The 15716-nt window shown below is 70.5% G+C and carries 15 protein-coding genes; 2 read left to right on the forward strand and 13 right to left on the reverse strand.

The features are described 5' to 3' along the window. Positions 1-5: 5 nt before the first annotated feature. The 11 genes from pqqA to K1T34_RS38460 form a co-directional block, all read right to left on the reverse strand. Complete coding sequence (gene pqqA, locus K1T34_RS38410; protein WP_220239625.1) at positions 6-101, reverse strand: pyrroloquinoline quinone precursor peptide PqqA; 96 nt, start codon at positions 99-101, stop codon at positions 6-8. Between the two features lie 45 nt (positions 102-146). After that, positions 147-1853, reverse strand: a complete 1707-nt coding sequence (locus K1T34_RS38415) for a PQQ-dependent dehydrogenase, methanol/ethanol family (RefSeq protein ID WP_220239626.1) — start codon at positions 1851-1853, stop codon at positions 147-149. A 13-nt stretch (positions 1854-1866) separates the two neighbouring features. Beyond that, positions 1867-2328: an MSMEG_3727 family PQQ-associated protein gene (locus tag K1T34_RS38420; RefSeq protein ID WP_220239627.1), complete on the reverse strand. Its 462-nt coding sequence runs from the start codon at positions 2326-2328 to the stop codon at positions 1867-1869. 353 nt (positions 2329-2681) lie between these two features. Then, positions 2682-4934 carry a catalase/peroxidase HPI gene (gene katG, locus K1T34_RS38425; protein WP_220239628.1) on the reverse strand — a complete coding sequence of 751 codons (2253 nt, stop codon included), beginning with the start codon at positions 4932-4934 and terminating at the stop codon, positions 2682-2684. Between the two features lie 62 nt (positions 4935-4996). Further along, entirely contained in the window at positions 4997-6391 is a 1395-nt protein-coding gene (locus K1T34_RS38430) for a DNA-binding protein (RefSeq protein WP_220239629.1), read from the reverse strand. Between the two features lie 360 nt (positions 6392-6751). Continuing rightward, the gene (locus K1T34_RS38435) at positions 6752-7660 is read right to left on the reverse strand and encodes a sigma-70 family RNA polymerase sigma factor (protein ID WP_220239630.1); all 909 of its coding nucleotides are present in this window, start codon (positions 7658-7660) and stop codon (positions 6752-6754) included. A gap of 74 nt (positions 7661-7734) precedes the next feature. Next, a complete protein-coding gene (locus tag K1T34_RS38440; RefSeq protein ID WP_255637858.1) occupies positions 7735-8178 on the reverse strand; it encodes a carboxymuconolactone decarboxylase family protein in 444 nt (147 codons plus the stop codon). 114 nt (positions 8179-8292) lie between these two features. Then, complete coding sequence (locus K1T34_RS38445) at positions 8293-9501, reverse strand: FAD-dependent monooxygenase (protein WP_220239631.1); 1209 nt, start codon at positions 9499-9501, stop codon at positions 8293-8295. A 10-nt stretch (positions 9502-9511) separates the two neighbouring features. Further along, complete coding sequence (locus K1T34_RS38450; RefSeq protein ID WP_220239632.1) at positions 9512-10189, reverse strand: maleylpyruvate isomerase family mycothiol-dependent enzyme; 678 nt, start codon at positions 10187-10189, stop codon at positions 9512-9514. Continuing rightward, complete coding sequence (locus tag K1T34_RS38455) at positions 10186-11031, reverse strand: fumarylacetoacetate hydrolase family protein (RefSeq protein WP_220239633.1); 846 nt, start codon at positions 11029-11031, stop codon at positions 10186-10188. The genes K1T34_RS38450 and K1T34_RS38455 overlap by 4 nt, the downstream gene beginning before the upstream one ends. After that, positions 11028-12158 (reverse strand): cupin domain-containing protein, encoded by a 1131-nt coding sequence (locus tag K1T34_RS38460; RefSeq protein WP_220239634.1) that lies wholly within the window; start codon positions 12156-12158, stop codon positions 11028-11030. The genes K1T34_RS38455 and K1T34_RS38460 overlap by 4 nt, the downstream gene beginning before the upstream one ends. Positions 12159-12206: 48 nt before the next feature. Here K1T34_RS38460 and K1T34_RS38465 point away from each other — a divergent pair, with 48 nt between their 5' ends. Beyond that, positions 12207-12941, forward strand: a complete 735-nt coding sequence (locus K1T34_RS38465; RefSeq protein ID WP_220239635.1) for an IclR family transcriptional regulator — start codon at positions 12207-12209, stop codon at positions 12939-12941. Positions 12942-12996: 55 nt separating this feature from the next. Here K1T34_RS38465 and K1T34_RS38470 read toward each other — a convergent pair whose 3' ends face one another. Further along, positions 12997-14358 carry an MFS transporter gene (locus tag K1T34_RS38470; protein WP_220239636.1) on the reverse strand — a complete coding sequence of 454 codons (1362 nt, stop codon included), beginning with the start codon at positions 14356-14358 and terminating at the stop codon, positions 12997-12999. A 31-nt stretch (positions 14359-14389) separates the two neighbouring features. Continuing rightward, a complete protein-coding gene (locus tag K1T34_RS38475; RefSeq protein ID WP_255637859.1) occupies positions 14390-14851 on the reverse strand; it encodes a carboxymuconolactone decarboxylase family protein in 462 nt (153 codons plus the stop codon). Between the two features lie 381 nt (positions 14852-15232). Here K1T34_RS38475 and K1T34_RS38480 point away from each other — a divergent pair, with 381 nt between their 5' ends. Next, a complete protein-coding gene (locus K1T34_RS38480) occupies positions 15233-15712 on the forward strand; it encodes a pyridoxamine 5'-phosphate oxidase family protein (RefSeq protein ID WP_220239637.1) in 480 nt (159 codons plus the stop codon). Positions 15713-15716: the final 4 nt, after the last annotated feature.

Below are 15716 nucleotides of genomic sequence, written 5' to 3' on the forward strand. Positions count from 1 at the left end.
GTCCTCTAGTCGTCCAGCTGAGCGATGTACATGGTCACCTCGGGCGCGACTCCGATCTCGTCGAACTCGGGCGTCTCCCACACATCGAGTCGAGACTCCATGGACTCACCTCCTTTGCCCGGTTCTCGGCGGGTTCTTCTCGAGCGTCACGCGGGTTCCGGGAGAGCGAAGACGAACAGGGCGCTTCCGTGCCCCGCACCCAGCATGCCGGGGAGGAACCCCTCGGCCCACCCGCCCCAGCCGACCGGCACGGCGATGTACTGCCGCCCTTCGACCGTGTATGTGGTCGGGTTGCTGTGGTGGCCGCTTCCGCACTGGAACTGCCAGAGCAGCTCCCCGGAGCGCGCGTCGAGCGCGTTGAACTCGCCGGTGGCCTCGCCGGCGAACACCAGGTCGCCACCGGTGGCCAGCGTCGAGGCGCACATCGGGAGTTCGTTGCGCCAGCGCCACTTCTCCTCGCCGTTGCCGTCGAACGCGCTGATCGATCCGGCCATGTCCTCGGCGTCCACCTGAACCCCGGCGCCCCAATAGGGGATGCTCTCCTTGAACTCCCGGCGGCGCCGGGTGGCCGTGGCCCCCGTGTCCTGGACCGGGACGTAGAAGAACTCGGTCTTCGGGCTGTAGGACGCGTGCGTCCACTCCTTGGCGCCGGCCGGACCCGGGTAGAAGTGAACCGGTTCGCCCTCCTTCTCCGGGTACAGCTTGGCGGTGACCCGGCCGTCCCGCGTGACCGCGCCCCACGTGATGCGGTCCACGAACGGCGTGACCGACACCAGCTCACCATCGGTGCGATCGACGACGTAGAAGTAGCCGTTCTTGTCGAAGTGCCCGAGCAGCTTGCGGCCGTCCTTCTCGAACAGGATGTTCTCGGCGATGCTGTCGTAGTCCCACAGGTCGTGCGGCGTGCACTGGTGGTGCCAGCGGATCTGCCCGCTGTCCGCGTCGACGGCGACGATGCTGTCGGTGTAGAGGTTGTCGCCTTCCCGGACCTCGCCGTCGAAGTCGGGAGCCGGGTTGCCGGTGCCCACGTAGAGCAGGTTGGTCTCGGGGTCGAACGTGCTGGTGACCCAGCAGTTCGCGCCGCCGCGCGCCCAGGCCTCGCCGTCGGCGGGCCAGGTCTCCGAGCCGGGTTCTCCGGGCTTCGGCACCATGTAGCAGCGCCACTGGTGCTCGCCGGATTCGAGGTCGAACGCGTCCAGGTGACCGCGCACGCCGAACTCGCCGCCGGAACTGCCCACGATGACCATGTTCTTCACGATCAGCGGCGCGACGGTGGCGCTCTCACCGGCCCGCACGTCGCCGTACGTCTTGGCCCAGACCATTTTCCCGTTGGTCGCGTCGAGCGCGATGAGGCGGGCGTTCGCCGTCACGAAGAAGACCTTGCCCTGCGCCACCGCGCAGCCGCGGTTGACGTTCCCGCAGCACAGCGACACGTCGAACGGCACGGCGTGCTTGTACCGCCAGATCTCCACCCCCGTTTTCGCGTCCAGGGCCCAGATCCAGCCGTCCCAGCCGGTCAGGAACATGATCCCGTCGACGACGATGGGAGCGGCCTCGAACGAGTAGGTCGACGCGCCCGCGATCAGGCCGGTCGTCCCGGCCTGGAACACCCACGCGGGGACGAGCCGCTTGACGTTCTCCGTGTTGATCTGGTCCAGCGGGCTGTAGCGCTGCCCGTCGTAGGCGCCGTAGTAGGTCAGCCAGTTATGCGGTTCGTTGCGCGCGTTGAGGATGCGCTCGTAGGTCACCGCGGCCGTCACCGGCGGAGCGATCTCTCCGCCCGGCATCTTGCCACTCAGGTTTCCCTGGTCGATGGCCTCACCCGCGTCGACATAGTCTTCAGACGTCGTCATGGTCTCCTCCTCCCTACGGCTGCGGCTGGTCGGGTCGGTCGAGACGAGCCTCCGGCGGCGCGTCGCCCAGGACGACGATGGCCCCGGTCAGCCCCCGGCCCTCGTCGTTGCCGGTGGGTGAGCTGTACCAGTAGTAGCCCGGGCCGTCGAGGTTGAGCGTCGCCCGGCCACGCGAATGATTCACCAGCCAAATGAATTTCCGGTCGCCATTGCTCGGCAGGAGCGCACAGTGGGTGTTCTTGTCGTCGTTGACGAGTTCGAGGTCGATATCCCCTCCGTGGGGCATCACGAGAATGGAGGGATCCCACATCAGCTCGTCCTCGTTGATGCGAATGGTGGCCTGCATACGGCCATCCGATCCTTCGCTGGCCCGCCCGATCTTTCCGGTGCCCAGCACGCGACCCAGTGTTGCGTGGTTCTGCACGTCCAGCCCGAGCTCTTTGAGCAAGTCGGTTCGCTCCGGCGCTGTTGTCATCGGCCTTCACCTTCCTCATCCCGATCGTCGTGCCGACTTCGCATCGGTCGCATCGAAGGTGCTCGGGCGCGGGGATGCGCATTTCCGCACGGAAATTCTGCGAAATCCGATCAATTTTCCCGCGTCGTCCGACGTCCGACTCAAAATCGGTGCTCAATAGGCACGCTACGCCGGAGAAAACACGCCGACAAGCACGCGGGGTGGGTGGACCGGCCCGCGCCGTTCACCTCGAATCGACCACCGTTCGCACCCGGTTCGGCTCCGTTGGGCAAGGGGCGGATCATCCGAAACCCGTCCCGGGTGCGGCCGGTGGCGCCCGGTGAAAAACTCGGCCGGCCGAGGACGCGCCCCGATCACGACCGAAGGTCGTACCGGTCGAGATTCATGACTTTGTCCCACGCCGCAACGAAGTCACGCACGAAGTGCGCCCCCGCGTCGTCGCTCGCGTAGACCTCCGCGAGCGCCCGCAGCTCGGAGTTCGAACCGAACACGAGGTCGACGCGGCTCGCGGTCCACCTGACCTCGCCGGTGGTCCGGTCGCGGCCCTCGAAGCAGTCCGCGAGCGAACCGGACCCCGGCCTCGGCTGCCACGCCACCCCCGCGTCGAGGAGGTTCACAAAGAAGTCGTTGGTCAGCGACCCGGGCCGGGACGTGAAAACGCCCAGCGGCGACTGCCGGTGGTTCGCCCCGAGGACCCGCAGACCGCCCACGAGAACCGTCATCTCCGGCGCGCTCAGGCTCAGCAGGTTCGCCCGGTCGACGAGCTGGTGCTCCGGCGTGAGCCGTCCGCCGTTGCCCCGGTGGTTGCGGAACCCGTCCGCAGCCGGTTCGAGCGCGGCGAAGGACTCCACGTCGGTCCACTCCTGCGTCGCGTCCATCCGGCCCGGGGTGAACGGGACTTCGACGTCGTGGCCCGCGTTTCCGGCGGCCCGCTCGACGGCGGCGGCCCCGCCGAGCACGACGAGGTCGGCGAGCGAGATCTTCTTGGCCCCGTTTCGGGATTCGGTGAACGACTGCCGGATCTCCTCCAGGGAGCGCAGCACCCGTGCCAGCCGGTCGGGCTCGTTGACCGGCCAGCTCCGCTGCGGTTCGAGGCGGATGCGCGCCCCGTTCGCCCCGCCCCGCTTGTCGCTGACGCGGAACGTCGAGGCCGACGCCCAGGCCGTGGAGACGAGCTCGGAGACCGACAGCCCGGAGGCGAGGATCTCGCTCTTGAGCGCCGTGATGTCCGCCGCGGAGACGAGTTCGTGGTCCACCGCGGGAATCGGGTCTTGCCAGAGCAAGGTCTCGCGCGGGACCAGCGGCCCGAGGTAGCGCTGGATCGGGCCCAGGTCGAGGTGCGTCAGCTTGAACCACGCCCGGGCGAACGCGTCCGCGAGCAGGTCCGGGTTTTCCAGGAAACGCCGGGCGATCGGCTCGTAGACCGGGTCCGTCCGCAGCGCCAGGTCCGTCGTCAGGATCGTCGGGGCGTGCGTTTTCTCCGGGTCGTGGGCGTCGGGCACGGTGCCGGTTCCGCCGCCGCCTCGCGGGATCCACTGCCACAGACCGGCGGGGCTCAGCTCCAGGTCCCACTCGTAGTCGAACAGGGTTTCGAAGAAGCTGTTGTCCCACCTCGTCGGGGTGGGGGTCCACGTGCCCTCGAGCCCGCTGGAGATGGTGTCCGCGCCTTTGCCGGTGCCGTAACCGCTCCTCCAGCCCAGGCCCTGCTCCTCCACGGCCGCGCTTTCGGGTTCGGGGCCGAGGTAGGTGTCCGGCTCGGCGGCACCGTGGGTCTTGCCGAACGTGTGCCCGCCCGCGATCAGCGCGACGGTCTCCTCGTCGTTCATCGCCATTCGGCGGAACGTCTCGCGGATGTCGCGCGCGGCGGTGAGCGGGTCCGGGACGGTGTGGGGCCCCTCCGGATTGACGTAGATCAGGCCCATCTGGGCGGCCGCGAGCGGGTTCTCCAGCTCCCGGACGCCGCCGTGCCGCTCGTCGCCCAGCCAGACGTGCTCGGGACCCCAGTACACGTCGTCGTCGGACTCCCAGACGTCCGCCCGGCCGCCGGCGAAGCCGAAGGTGGCGAAGCCCATCGTCTCCAGGGCGCGGTTGCCGGCGAAGACCATCAGGTCGGCCCAGGAGATCTTGCGCCCGTACTTCTTCTTCACCGGCCAGAGCAGCCGGCGCGCCTTGTCGAGGTTGCGGTTGTCTGGCCAGCTGTTCTGCGGGGCGAAGCGCTGCATGCCCGTCGCCGCGCCGCCCCGGCCGTCGTCGATGCGGTACGTCCCGGCACAGTGCCAGACCATCCGGATCACGAGCGGGCCGTAGTGGCCGAAGTCGGCGGGCCACCACTCCTGCGAGGTCGTCAGCACCTCGTCGACGTCGTTCGCCAGGGCGCCGAGGTCGAGGGTCCGGAACTCGGCGGCGTAGTCGAAGTCCCGCCCGAAGGGGCCGGCCGCGGCGGGGTGTTTCCGGAGGATGCCCAGGTCGAGCCGGTCCGGCCACCAGTCGCGGTTGCTCGTGGGCGCGGCCGGGCGGTTGCCGAGGTTGGCCGAGGCGGGGAGGCCGAGGCCGCCCGCGCTCCGGTCGTTCGTCTCGCCGACAACGGCGTCGGGGCTGTCAGACACCGGTGAATCCTTCCGGGTGGTGCGGTGGTGAGGTGGTGCGGTGGTGCGGTGGTGCCGGGAACTCAGAGGTCCAGCGCGCGGCGCACGGCCGGAGCGTTGCGGCGGGAGACCGGCACCATCTCGTTCGCCCCGTCGTCCATGACGAGCCGAAGCTCGCCCTTGTGCCCGCGCTCGATCTCCCGGATGCGGCTGAGGTTGACCACGTATCTGCGGTGCACCCGCAGGAAGCCCGCCTCCGCCAGTTCGGTGTCGAGCTTGTCCAGGCTCTGCGAAGCGGCCCGCAAGCGTCCCTGCGCGGTGGACAGCCACACGTCGTTACCCTCCGACTCCGCGAAGGAGACTTCCGGCAGGTGCAGCAGCACCATCCGGCTGTCCCGCATCCCGACCACCCGGCGCGGCCGCACACGAGGGCGTGCCGACGCCTCCCTCTGGGGCAGCTGCACGCCGTCGGAGATTCCGAACGAAACGAGATGCCCGATCAGCTGAGCGCAGGAGAAGACGGGCCGGATGCTGATCGCGGTCGGCTCGTCGGCCAGGTGGGTGAAGATCTGCGTCGAGCCGACCCAGTCGGGGTTGTGGGCGGCCTGCTTGCTGGCGTGCCGAGCGGCTGCGATCAGCTCCGGGAGCCCGGGGTTCCAGCGCAGCGTCGCGTCGATCGCCGGAGTCGACGCCGGGACGCCCATGAGCACGCTCGCCGTGTCGTCCGCGATCACCGCCTTGCCCGCGGTGTCGACCGCGGCGAGCGGGGTACGGGAGCGGGCACTCGCCTGGGTGAAGACCGCGACCAGCTCGGCTCCGCTGTCGCGGGCACGCCGCTTCAAGGCGCTCTGGGTCTTGGCGACCGCGTTCGCCAGCCACCCGCCCGCCGACGGGGGGAGCTGGCTGCGCCAGCACGAGAGGTTCAAACCCCCGATCGGCTCCCCGGTCACCACGTCGCGCACCGCGATGCCCGCGCCGACCCAGTTGTGGAACGCCTGGCACCAATGCTCCGCACCGCTGATCAGCACCGGGCCGTGCGCCTCGAGCGCCGTGCCCATGCCGTTCGTGCCCGCCGCGCATTCGGACCAGCAGAACCAGGGCGCCAGGTTGAGATCGGTGGCTCGGGCGAGCGTGGCCGGGTCGCCCCAGTCGCCCAGGATCCGGCCGGCCGCGTCGGTGACGGTGACGACGCCCGGCAGGCTCCCCATTTCATGGGCCACGGAGGCGGCGCGGAAACCCAGCTCGGCGAAGACGACATCGTGTTCGGGGTTGTGAGCACGCTCGGCGACGGCGACCGGAGCCTCGGTCAGGTGCGGATCCACGCGGTATTGCTCCCGGCACCGGTGCCAGGAGATCGCCACCACCGGCCGGACGCCGGGGACTTGGTCCTCGCCCTGGACGAACCGCTCCCACGCCGCGAAAACGGCGCCGCCGGCGGGGCTCGCCGCCTTCCCTTCGAACCGATGCGCATCGCCCATGGTGGGGACCCCCTCTGGTCCATCACCGACGCTCGACGGCAAGCCCATGGCCCGTACCGGTTTCCGTTCGTCCGGGCCTGGTCTGGCTTGCAGTGGACTGGCCACTGCCTCACGCTTGCCGCGGCGTCGTCACTCGTTCCAGGTTGTGTCACCGACCGGTACTGCCCAGTCTAGGTACCGTTGCCAGGCTGCGCACGTCTCGTGACCAGGCGAATCGTCTCGCCGATCGCCGCGGGTCGGAAAGCTATTGTGGTTGCGGCGCCCCAATATCTTCTTTCCACTGCCCGGTGAAGTCCGTGATGAGTTCACCGTCGGGGCTTTGGTCGGGGTGTGTCCACGGTGGACGGACGCAGCGATGGTTCACTCGAAATCCGGGCGCCGGTCACCCGGCCGGCGTGAAGCGGCCGAGTTTGTCCGGGTTGGACATCCACTGTATTCCCGTGATGAGGCCGTCGGCGGTCTCGAAGGAGCAGACGTGCCACGTCGAGCCGAGCCGGACGACCAGCGCGGCTTCGCCGTTGACGTCGGCGGCGCGGAACTCGACCTCGGAGTACTTGCCGATCGTGCCGAAGACGAACCGGCCAACCTTCGCGGCCCCGGACACCGGCCGCAGGGCCGCGCGCGGACCTTGCCGCCGCCGTCGCCCCAGAGGGTGACGTCCCGGGCGAGCAGGCCTTGCAGGGCGGCCCGGTCGCCGGTGCGGGCGGCGGTGAGGAACCGGTCCACGAGTTTGCGGTGCACGTCCGGGTCGAGGGTGAAGCGGTCGCGTCCGGTCGCCAGGTGCGAGGCGCCGCGCCGGTGCAGCTGCCGGGCGTGGGCCTCGCCAAGGCCGAGTACCTGCCCGATCTCCTCGTACGGCAGTTCGAAGGCTTCCCGCAGCACGAAAACCGCGCGCTCCGGCGCGGAGAGGCGGTGCATGAGCCGGAGGGTGGCCAGCGAGAGGGTGTCGCGTTGCGCGGCCGTGTCGGCCGGTCCCAGCGGCTCGCCCTCGTGGGTGTTCACCGGTTCCGGCAGCCATGGACCGACGTAGGTTTCGCGCCGCCGGTGGGCCAGGCGCAGGCGGTCGATCGCCAGCCGGGACACCACCTTGACCAGGAACCGGCGCGGTGCCTCGACCCTCGTGTGGTCGACCTCGGACCACCGCAGCCAGGCCTCCTGGACGACGTCCTCGGCGTCGTCGAGGCTGCCGAGGATCCGGTAGGCGGCGCCGAGCAGCACCGGCCGGTGCGCTTCGAAAGCCGCGCCGGCACCACTGGTGTCCGTCTCCACGGGACCGGCGTGGGAAGCAGCGCCCCGGGCGGCCCGCGTTCGGCTGGCCGCCCGGAGTGTCGTGGTCGCCGGGCTCACGCGTCCAGCGTCGGGGCCTGGCGGGTGCTGATCGCGATGCGGTTGAAGGCGTTGATCATGATGATCGCCATCACCAGGTCGGCCACCTCCTTCTCCGACCAGATCTCCCGCGCCTCGTCCCACACCTCGTCGGGCACACCGTCTTCGCCGATCTTCGTGACCGCGTCGGTCAGCGCCAGGGCGGCGCGTTCTTCCCGCGAGAAGAACGGCGACTCGGGCCAGACCGAGACCGCGAACAGCCGCTGCGCGGACTCGCCGGCCTTGAGCGCGTCCTTGCTGTGCATGTCGACGCAGAAGGCACAGCCGTTGACCATCGAAGCCCGGAGCTTGATCAGTTCCAGCAGGGAAGCCTCGACCGTGCCCTGGGCGTAGGTGTACAGCTCGAACACCTTCTTGTACGGCTCGGGCGCGACCTTCCCCATCACGATGCGTTGCGGCACGGTGGTTCTCCTTCTCCTGGTGTCTTGTTCTCCCGGTGTGTCTTGCGGGCACCCGAACGACGGGACAGCCGGGTCCCGGCGTGACAGAACCGTCGCGCGAGTGACCCGGATCACTTACGCACCGTGTCCGTAGAGCCAGTCCACGTAGCGGTAGTCGTCCGCGGCCCGGTCGCGCAGCAGGGCGTTGCGGGTGGCGCGGAACAGGCCGTCGCAATGCCACAGATCGCCCCAGTCGCGCGCGGTGCGCTGGACGCGCGCGGTGCGCACGGCCCGGGCCGCGGCGTAGTCGCGCAAGGCCGGGTCCCAGTCCGTGCCGGAACCGGTGTCGTGCTTGTCGGCTTGCTCGACGAGACCGGCGGCGTCCTCGAGCGCCTGGCAGGCGCCCTGGGCGAGGTACTGGAGCATGGGGTGGGCGGCGTCGCCGGTGAGGGCGAGGCGGCCGTCGACCCAGGTGCCGATCGGCCGGCGGTCGTACATGCGCCACCAGCGGTCCCGCCACAGGTGCGGCAGACCGGCGCGGACCGGTTCACAGGTGGCCGCGAACGCCGTGTCGAGCTCGTCGGGCGTGCCCCAGTCCTCTTCTCCGGCGAGGGCCTTGGGGGAACGGAACACGGCGACGGTATTGAGCATTTCGCCGCGGCGCAGAGGGTATTGGACGAGGTGGCAACCCGGTCCGACGTGGACGGTGACGTCCTCGAGGGCAAGGCCGCCGGTGTCCGGGAGGTCGGCGAGCGGGACAGCGCCGCGGTAGGCGACGTAGGCGGAGCTGACGGGTTCGTCGGAGCTGAGCCGGCGGCGCAGACCGGACCGGAGGCCGTCGGCCGCGATCACGATGTGGCCCGTGTCGCGACGGTGGTCGCCGACGGCTGTCGCGGAGTCCGGCCCGTTCTCCACGCCGGTGACAGTCGCGCCGGTGACCAGGTCGACGCCGGCGTCGCGGCAGGCCCGCACGAGGATGGCGTGCAGGTCGCTGCGGTGGATCACGACGTAGGGCGCGCCGTAGCGGCGTTCGGCGTCGGCGAGGTCGAGGTGGGTGAGCTCGCTGCCGTCGAGCGCGTCGCGCATGACGAGCCGCCGCGGGCGGACGCCGTGTTCGACGACTTCGCCGAGCAGGTCCCAGTCGCGCAGGACGCGCGTCGCGTTCGGGGCCATCTGCAGGCCGGCCCCGACCTCGCCGAACTCCGCCGCCTGCTCCAGGACACGCACCGCGCGCCCCGAGCGGGCCAGCGCCAGCGCGGTGCCGAGCCCGCCGATGCCGCCCCCGACGACGACGGCGTCGACGGCGTCGACGGCGGGAACGGTGGTCACGATCGAATCGGTCATCGTCGTCTCCTCACAGCCAGTGCGGCAGGGTGGGCAAACCGGCCTCGCGGTGGCGACCGGCCAGCCAGGCGGCGGCCGTCGCGAGCGGGAGGTCGACGGGCACGGGCGTGCCGTCGCCGGTGATCTCGTGGTCGGTGCGCGGGGTGGTGAGCAGGATCGCGGGTCCCGGCCGGGCCGAGCGCCAGGCGGCGATGTCGTCGACCAGCACCGCGAGGAACCCCTCGGGAAGGTCGTCGAACGTCGTGCCGGTCCCGAGGTCGACTGCGTGGACGCAGGTCTCGCGCGCCCGCATCCACGACGTCTCGCCGGCGGCGACGGTCCGGCCCTGGGCCGTGACGACCTCGGCGGCCCACGCGGTGGCGGGCATCGCGTCGGCGGCCTCCGCGAGTTCGGCGGCGGAGGCGGCGACCCAGCGGCGGAGGTCGGGGCGGGCGGCGCCGGACTCGATGGTGGCGGCGCGTTCGCGGGGGGAGGCGTACATCGGGGTTTCGACTCCGGTGCGCGCCCAGCTCAGCAGCCGCCCGAGCGCTTCCGCGTTGGACGCCACGTGGGCGAGCAGGTGGCGACGGGTCCAATCGGGGAGCGCGCACGGCTCGTCCAGCTCGGCGTCGCTCAACGTGTCGAGCCCGGCGAGCAGAAGCCCGGTGCCGGCGTCGGCCCAGGTCCGGGGATCCGGTGCGGGGGTCATGCCGGCCCCGACGTGCCGAGGCGCGCGGTGTTCCGTTGCGTGCCAAGGCCTTCGATCTCGGTGACGAGCACGGAGCCGTCGGTCAGGTAGCGCTTCGGGTCGCGCGCGTGCCCGACGCCACCGGGCGTGCCGGTCGCGATGACGTCGCCGGGGCGCAACGTGAGGATCGTCGAGACGTAGGCGACCAGCGCGACGGGATCGAACACCAGGTCCGCGGTGTTCGCGGCCTGCACGAGCTCGCCGTCGACGGTGCACCGCAGATCGAGCGCGGGACGGGCGCCGCCGGGCAGCTCGTCCGGGGTGACGAGGTACGGGCCGAACGGGGTGGTGGCCTCGAAGGTCTTGCCCTGCAACCACTCCACGGTCCGGTACTGCCAGTCCCGCATCGTGACGTCGTTGAGCACGGCGAAACCGGCGATCGCCGCTTCGGCTTCCGCGACGCCGGCCCGCCGGACGGGGGCGCCGACCACGACCGCGAGCTCCGCCTCCCAGTCCACGGCCGCCGAGGCCTCGTCGAGCGAGACGGAGTCGGCCGGACCGACCAGCGCCTCGGCGAACTTGGCGAACAGCGTGGGGTGTTCAGGCAGCTCGCGGCCCATCTCGAGGATGTGGCCGCGGTAGTTCAGCCCGACGCACAGGATCTTTCCGGGCCGCGGCAGCACGGGCGCGAGGTCGGCCGAGGAGAGCTCGTGGCGCGGTCCGTCGGCCGCCGCCGCGCGCTCCCGCCAGGCGGGGTCGGCGAGCAGGGTGCCGACGTCGGGCGAGTCGATCTCGATCGCCACGCCGGAATCGACGCGGGCGGCGCGGGTGCCGGCCGGGGTGCGCAGGGTCGTCAGCTTCACGCCGGGGCTCCTTCCACCTGGACGCGGTCGGCGTGCAGCCGTTCGAAGATCGGGGTGTCGGCGAAGCGGAACAGGTCGAGCCGGGTTCCGGCGGTGATCGTCAGCGGTTGCCAGGACGGCGCCGCGACCAGGTCACCGCGCCTGACACGCCAGCTGCGCGCACCGACCTCGACGGTGCCTTCGCCCTCGAACACCTGCCACACCGCGGAGCCGACCTCGCGCCGCGCGGCGGTGGTGGTGCCCGCGCGCAGGCGGTGCACCTCGGCGCGGATCGTGGGCAGGACGTCGCCGCCGGTCGTCGGGTTGGTGAAGCGGACGGCCGCGTGGCCCGGCTCGAGCACCCCGGGGTGGCCCTCGGCCTCGAGGTCGAGCTGGTCGCGCAGCGCGGCGTCGGTGTGCTCCCACCGGTAGGCGGCGATGGGGGAGCTCACCCGCGGCCCGTTCTGGGACACCGGTCGCAGGCCGGGGTGGGCCCACAGCCGCTCGGCGCGTGAGCGGTCCGGAGTGGAGCGGTCCTCGACCTGATCGGGGCCGAACTCGAAGAAGGCCGATCCGGTGTGGTGGGCGAACGGGATGTCGAGGCCGTCGAGCCACGCCATGGGGACGTCGGACTGGTTGTGGTGGCCGTGGAAGTGCCAGCCGGGCGTGAGCAGGAAGTCGCCGCGCCGCATCGCGACCGGGTCGCCGTCGACGACCGTCCACACGCCCTCGCCCTCCAGGACGAACCGGAACGCGTGCTGGCTGTGGCGGTGGACCGGAGCGTCTTCGCGGGGCTTGAGGTACTGGATCGCCGCCCACAGCGTCGGTGTCGCGTACGGCGCCCCGCCCAGGCCGGGGTTGGCCAGCGCGATCGCCCGGCGCTCGCCGCCGCGCCCGACCGGCACGAGCTCGCCCGAGCGCTCCGCCAGCCCGAGCAGGTTCGCCCAGCGCCACAGGTGCGCCTGCGCGAGCGGCCGGGGGCTCGCCGGCATCAGGTCGCCGATCTCCGCCCACAGCGGGATCAGCAGTTCCTGCTCGAAGCCGCGGTAGAGCTCGTGGAGCTCGGGGGTGGGTTCCGGCTGCCCTGGTCCCGCGGTGGCGCGCAGGGTCACCGGGGAGGCCGGTCGGTGTTCCGCCTTCGCTGTCATGCGGGCAACGCTAGACAAGTTCTGCTGTGCGGTGCTTATAGTTCTGATGTGAAGAACAAGCCGACCTACGGGATCGATTCCGTCGACCACGCGCTGCACCTCGCGACGATCCTTCAGCAGGAGGGTCCCCTGCGGCTGACCGAGGCGGCCGAACGGCTCGGCGTCGCCCGTTCGACCGCGCACCGGCTGCTGGCCATGCTCGTCTACCGGGACTTCGCCGAGCAGGACGAGGATCGGCGTTACGTCGCGGGTTCGGTGCTGCGGCGCCCGACGGTGATCGAACCCGTCGACCACCTCCGCCAGATCGCGTTGCCGCACCTGCAGAACCTGACCGAGCGGACCCGGGAGAGCAGCAACCTGATCGTCGTGGTCGGCGACCAGGCGCGGTTCGTGGCGACGGCCGAGAGCGACCAGGTGCTGCGCGTCGGGGACCGGGCCGGGCGCATGCTCCCCGCTCACCTCGCGTCGGGTGGGCGGGTGGTGCTGGCGGCGCTCGACTCCGACGACGTGCGCGCCCGGTACGCCGGGACGGACGTCGACGTCGAAACGCTGGTGCGGGACCTCAAGAAGGTGCGGCGCCAGGGCTTCGCGCTCAACGACCAGCTCACCGAGGTCGGGCTGACGGCCGTCGGCTGCCCGATCGCCGGTTCACCGGGCTCGATCCCGGCGGCGATCTCGATCGCCATGCCCACCGCCCGGTACCGGCGCGACCGTCTTCGCGAGTGGGTCGCCCACCTCACCGCCACCGCCGAGGACATCGCGCGAGAGCTCGCCGAGGCCTGAGCACGCAGCCGGGCCGCCGACCGGGGTGGTCGGCGGCCCGGACTGCGTCAGGCCGTCACGCGGCCGGGGTGTCGAGGTCGACGTCCTTGGTCTCGGGACCGAGCACCGCGCCGGCCACCGTGCACACGGCGCCGATGACCAGCAGGACCGCCACGCCGTACTCGTAGCTGATGACCTTTCCGAGCCCGATGAGCATGAACGAGTACAGCCCGGGGACGATCACGGCGAGCGTGAACCCGATGCCGTAGCCCGAGGCGCGCACGCCGACGTGGAACCGCTCGCACAGGTACGGGATCAGCACGGCGTTCGGCGCGACGCTGATGCACAGGGCGATGGTGAAAAAAACCATCGCCAGCCAGAACGGCCCGCCGGTGCCCAGCGTGCGCAGCATGCCGATCACACAGCCCACGGACACGGTTCCCGTCAGGACGCCGCAGACGATCAAGGTCCTGCGGCGGCCGAACCGCTGTCCCCACGCGCCGAGGAGCAGGTAGCAGGGGAAGAGCACCACGTTGGCGGCCAGGATGCCCCAGATCACGGTCTGGCTGGGCAGGTGCAGGTAGGAGATCAGGAGGCCGGACGGCGCGACGGTGAGCATCTGGATGGCGAACCAGATCCCCGTCATGAGCAGGAAAACCTGCCCGAGGCTGCGCAGGTTGTCCCCGCGGAACAGCTCCCGCAGCGGCGACCGGGTCTTCGCCGCCTGCTCCTCCTTGGCCTTGTTGGCGGCCCACGCCTGCGACTCGGCGGTCTTGCGCGCGTAGGCGAACAGGACGAACGCCATCACCGCGCCGATCAGGAACGGGATCCGCCAGCCCCAGGTGGCGTACGCCGACGTCGCCGAGCCGCTCGGGAACACCACCACGAGCACCGCCGTCAGCAGCGACACCGCGACGTAGGAGACCGGCCAGGCCGACGCGATGAACCCGCCCACGACCCCGCGCCGGGACTTCTCCGCGGACTCCATGGCCAGCGGGTTGGCCCCGGTGTACTGCCCACCCATGAAGATCCCGCCGAGCAGCCGCAGCAGCAGGACGCCGGCGAGACCCCACATGCCGACGGATTCGTAGCCCGGCAGGAACGCCACCAGCAGGACCGCGAACCCCATGCCGACCGAACACACGACCGTCGTGCGGCGCCGGCAGAGGGTGTCGGCGAGGTGGCCGAAGATCACGCTGCCGATCGGCCGGCCCAGGAACGCCGCGGCGAACGTGAGGAACGTGAGCGTCGACTTCGTCTGGGGTGGCAGCGTGGACGGGAGGAAGTACTCGATGGCCGGCCCCAGCGCGATCACCGGGAGCATGATCTCCCAGTAGTCGACGAGGAGGCCGTAGAAGGCGGCGCGTGCTGCTCGCTGCCCGCTCGTTTTGGCTTTCGTGCCGGGGAGGGTGGTTCGCCCGGCGGCGGAGGTGGACATCATGGTTCCTTCGGGGAGTCGGAGGGGCCGGCTACTTCGACACGACCGGCGTGGACCGGCCGGGGACCATGCCGGTGGTGATGGCCAGCCGGGTGAACGCGTTGATCGTGATGACGGCGAGCACGACGTCGGCCAGTTGCCGCTCGTCGAAGAACTTGCCCGCCAGCCCCCAGGTCTCGGCGGGAACACCGCGGCCGGCGATGAGCGTCATGGCTTCGGCGAGTTCGAGCGCGGCGCGTTCCTCGTCGGTGAACTCCGGCGATTCGCGCCAGACGGAAAGTGCGTAGATCCGGCTTTCCTCTTCGCCGTGTTTACGGGCGTCGCGCGTGTGGACGTCGACGCAGTAGGCGCAGCCGTTGATCTGCGCCACCCGGATCTTCACGAGTTCGTGCAGGGTGTGGTCGATCGACGACGTCGCCAGGTACTTCTGCATGGCGAGCATCGACTTGTACGCCTCCGGAGCGACGGCGGAGTAGTTCATGCGCTCGGTCACTGCGATCTCCCGGTTTCGTTCGCTGGGCTTGTCGGTCGGCTTTCGGGTCACCTGGAGAGTTCACATCCTGGATCGACCAGGTCCAGGTCGTGTTGACCGAGGACACTAACCTCGCGACGCTCGGTCGTGACCGGGAATTCTTGTGTGCAGAACGGTTGCGCGCCAAACCGGTCCACGGAGCCGGTGGGGAAGTGGACCAGGTGCCGGCGCCGGAATCCGGCTAGCGTGGCGGGAGGCAGCCGACGAACTCGGCGCCGACCGGACAGGAAATCGGCGCCGGGATCCCCTGCTGGTTCTGCTCAGAAGAATTTCAAGCTCCGCCGCACTGGCACGCGGTTAAGTGTCGGGCAGGCTCCAGAGATACGTAATGAGGTGTTTTCCGTGCCCACGATCAGCCAAGAAATGACCGACGTCATCGAAGCCGCGAAACTGATGTTCGTCGCGACCGTCCGTCCTGACGGGACTCCCAACGTCTCGCCCAAGGGCTCGGTGCGCGTGCTCGACCCCGAACACCTGATCTTCATGGACATCGCTTCGCCGCAGACCGTGGAGAACCTGCGCCACCAGCCGGCGATCGAGGTCAACGTGGTGGATTTCATCGCCCGCAAGGGTTTCCGCTTCCGGGGCACCGCCGAGATCCTCGACGCGGGACATCCGGATTTCGAGTGGATCCGCGCGTGGCTGGTGTCGAAGCACAGCGACAGCCAGCCGACCAACCACGCCGTGAAGATCGCGGTCAGCGAGGCGGCTGAGCTCCTGTCGCCCGCGTACACGGTGGACCACGTGCCGGAGGCCGACGTCCGCAAGGGCTGGCTGCGCAACTACGGCCTCGCCGAGGCCACGTCCGAAGCCGGCGTGTAGCCGC

Source organism: Amycolatopsis sp. DSM 110486 (assembly GCF_019468465.1).
Lineage (GTDB): Bacteria > Actinomycetota > Actinomycetes > Mycobacteriales > Pseudonocardiaceae > Amycolatopsis.

What these genes read in the sequence shown, in the direction of transcription:
- pqqA (WP_220239625.1), bottom strand. Translation starts at nt 101, where the DNA reads ATGGAGTCTCGACTCGATGTGTGGGAGACGCCCGAGTTCGACGAGATC.
- K1T34_RS38460 (WP_220239634.1), bottom strand. Translation starts at nt 12,158, where the DNA reads ATGACAGCGAAGGCGGAACACCGACCGGCCTCCCCGGTGACCCTGCGC.
- K1T34_RS38450 (WP_220239632.1), bottom strand. Translation starts at nt 10,189, where the DNA reads ATGACCCCCGCACCGGATCCCCGGACCTGGGCCGACGCCGGCACCGGG.
- K1T34_RS38415 (WP_220239626.1), bottom strand. Translation starts at nt 1,853, where the DNA reads ATGACGACGTCTGAAGACTATGTCGACGCGGGTGAGGCCATCGACCAG.
- K1T34_RS38430 (WP_220239629.1), bottom strand. Translation starts at nt 6,391, where the DNA reads ATGGGCGATGCGCATCGGTTCGAAGGGAAGGCGGCGAGCCCCGCCGGC.
- K1T34_RS38420 (WP_220239627.1), bottom strand. Translation starts at nt 2,328, where the DNA reads ATGACAACAGCGCCGGAGCGAACCGACTTGCTCAAAGAGCTCGGGCTG.
- K1T34_RS38470 (WP_220239636.1), bottom strand. Translation starts at nt 14,358, where the DNA reads ATGTCCACCTCCGCCGCCGGGCGAACCACCCTCCCCGGCACGAAAGCC.
- K1T34_RS38445 (WP_220239631.1), bottom strand. Translation starts at nt 9,501, where the DNA reads ATGACCGATTCGATCGTGACCACCGTTCCCGCCGTCGACGCCGTCGAC.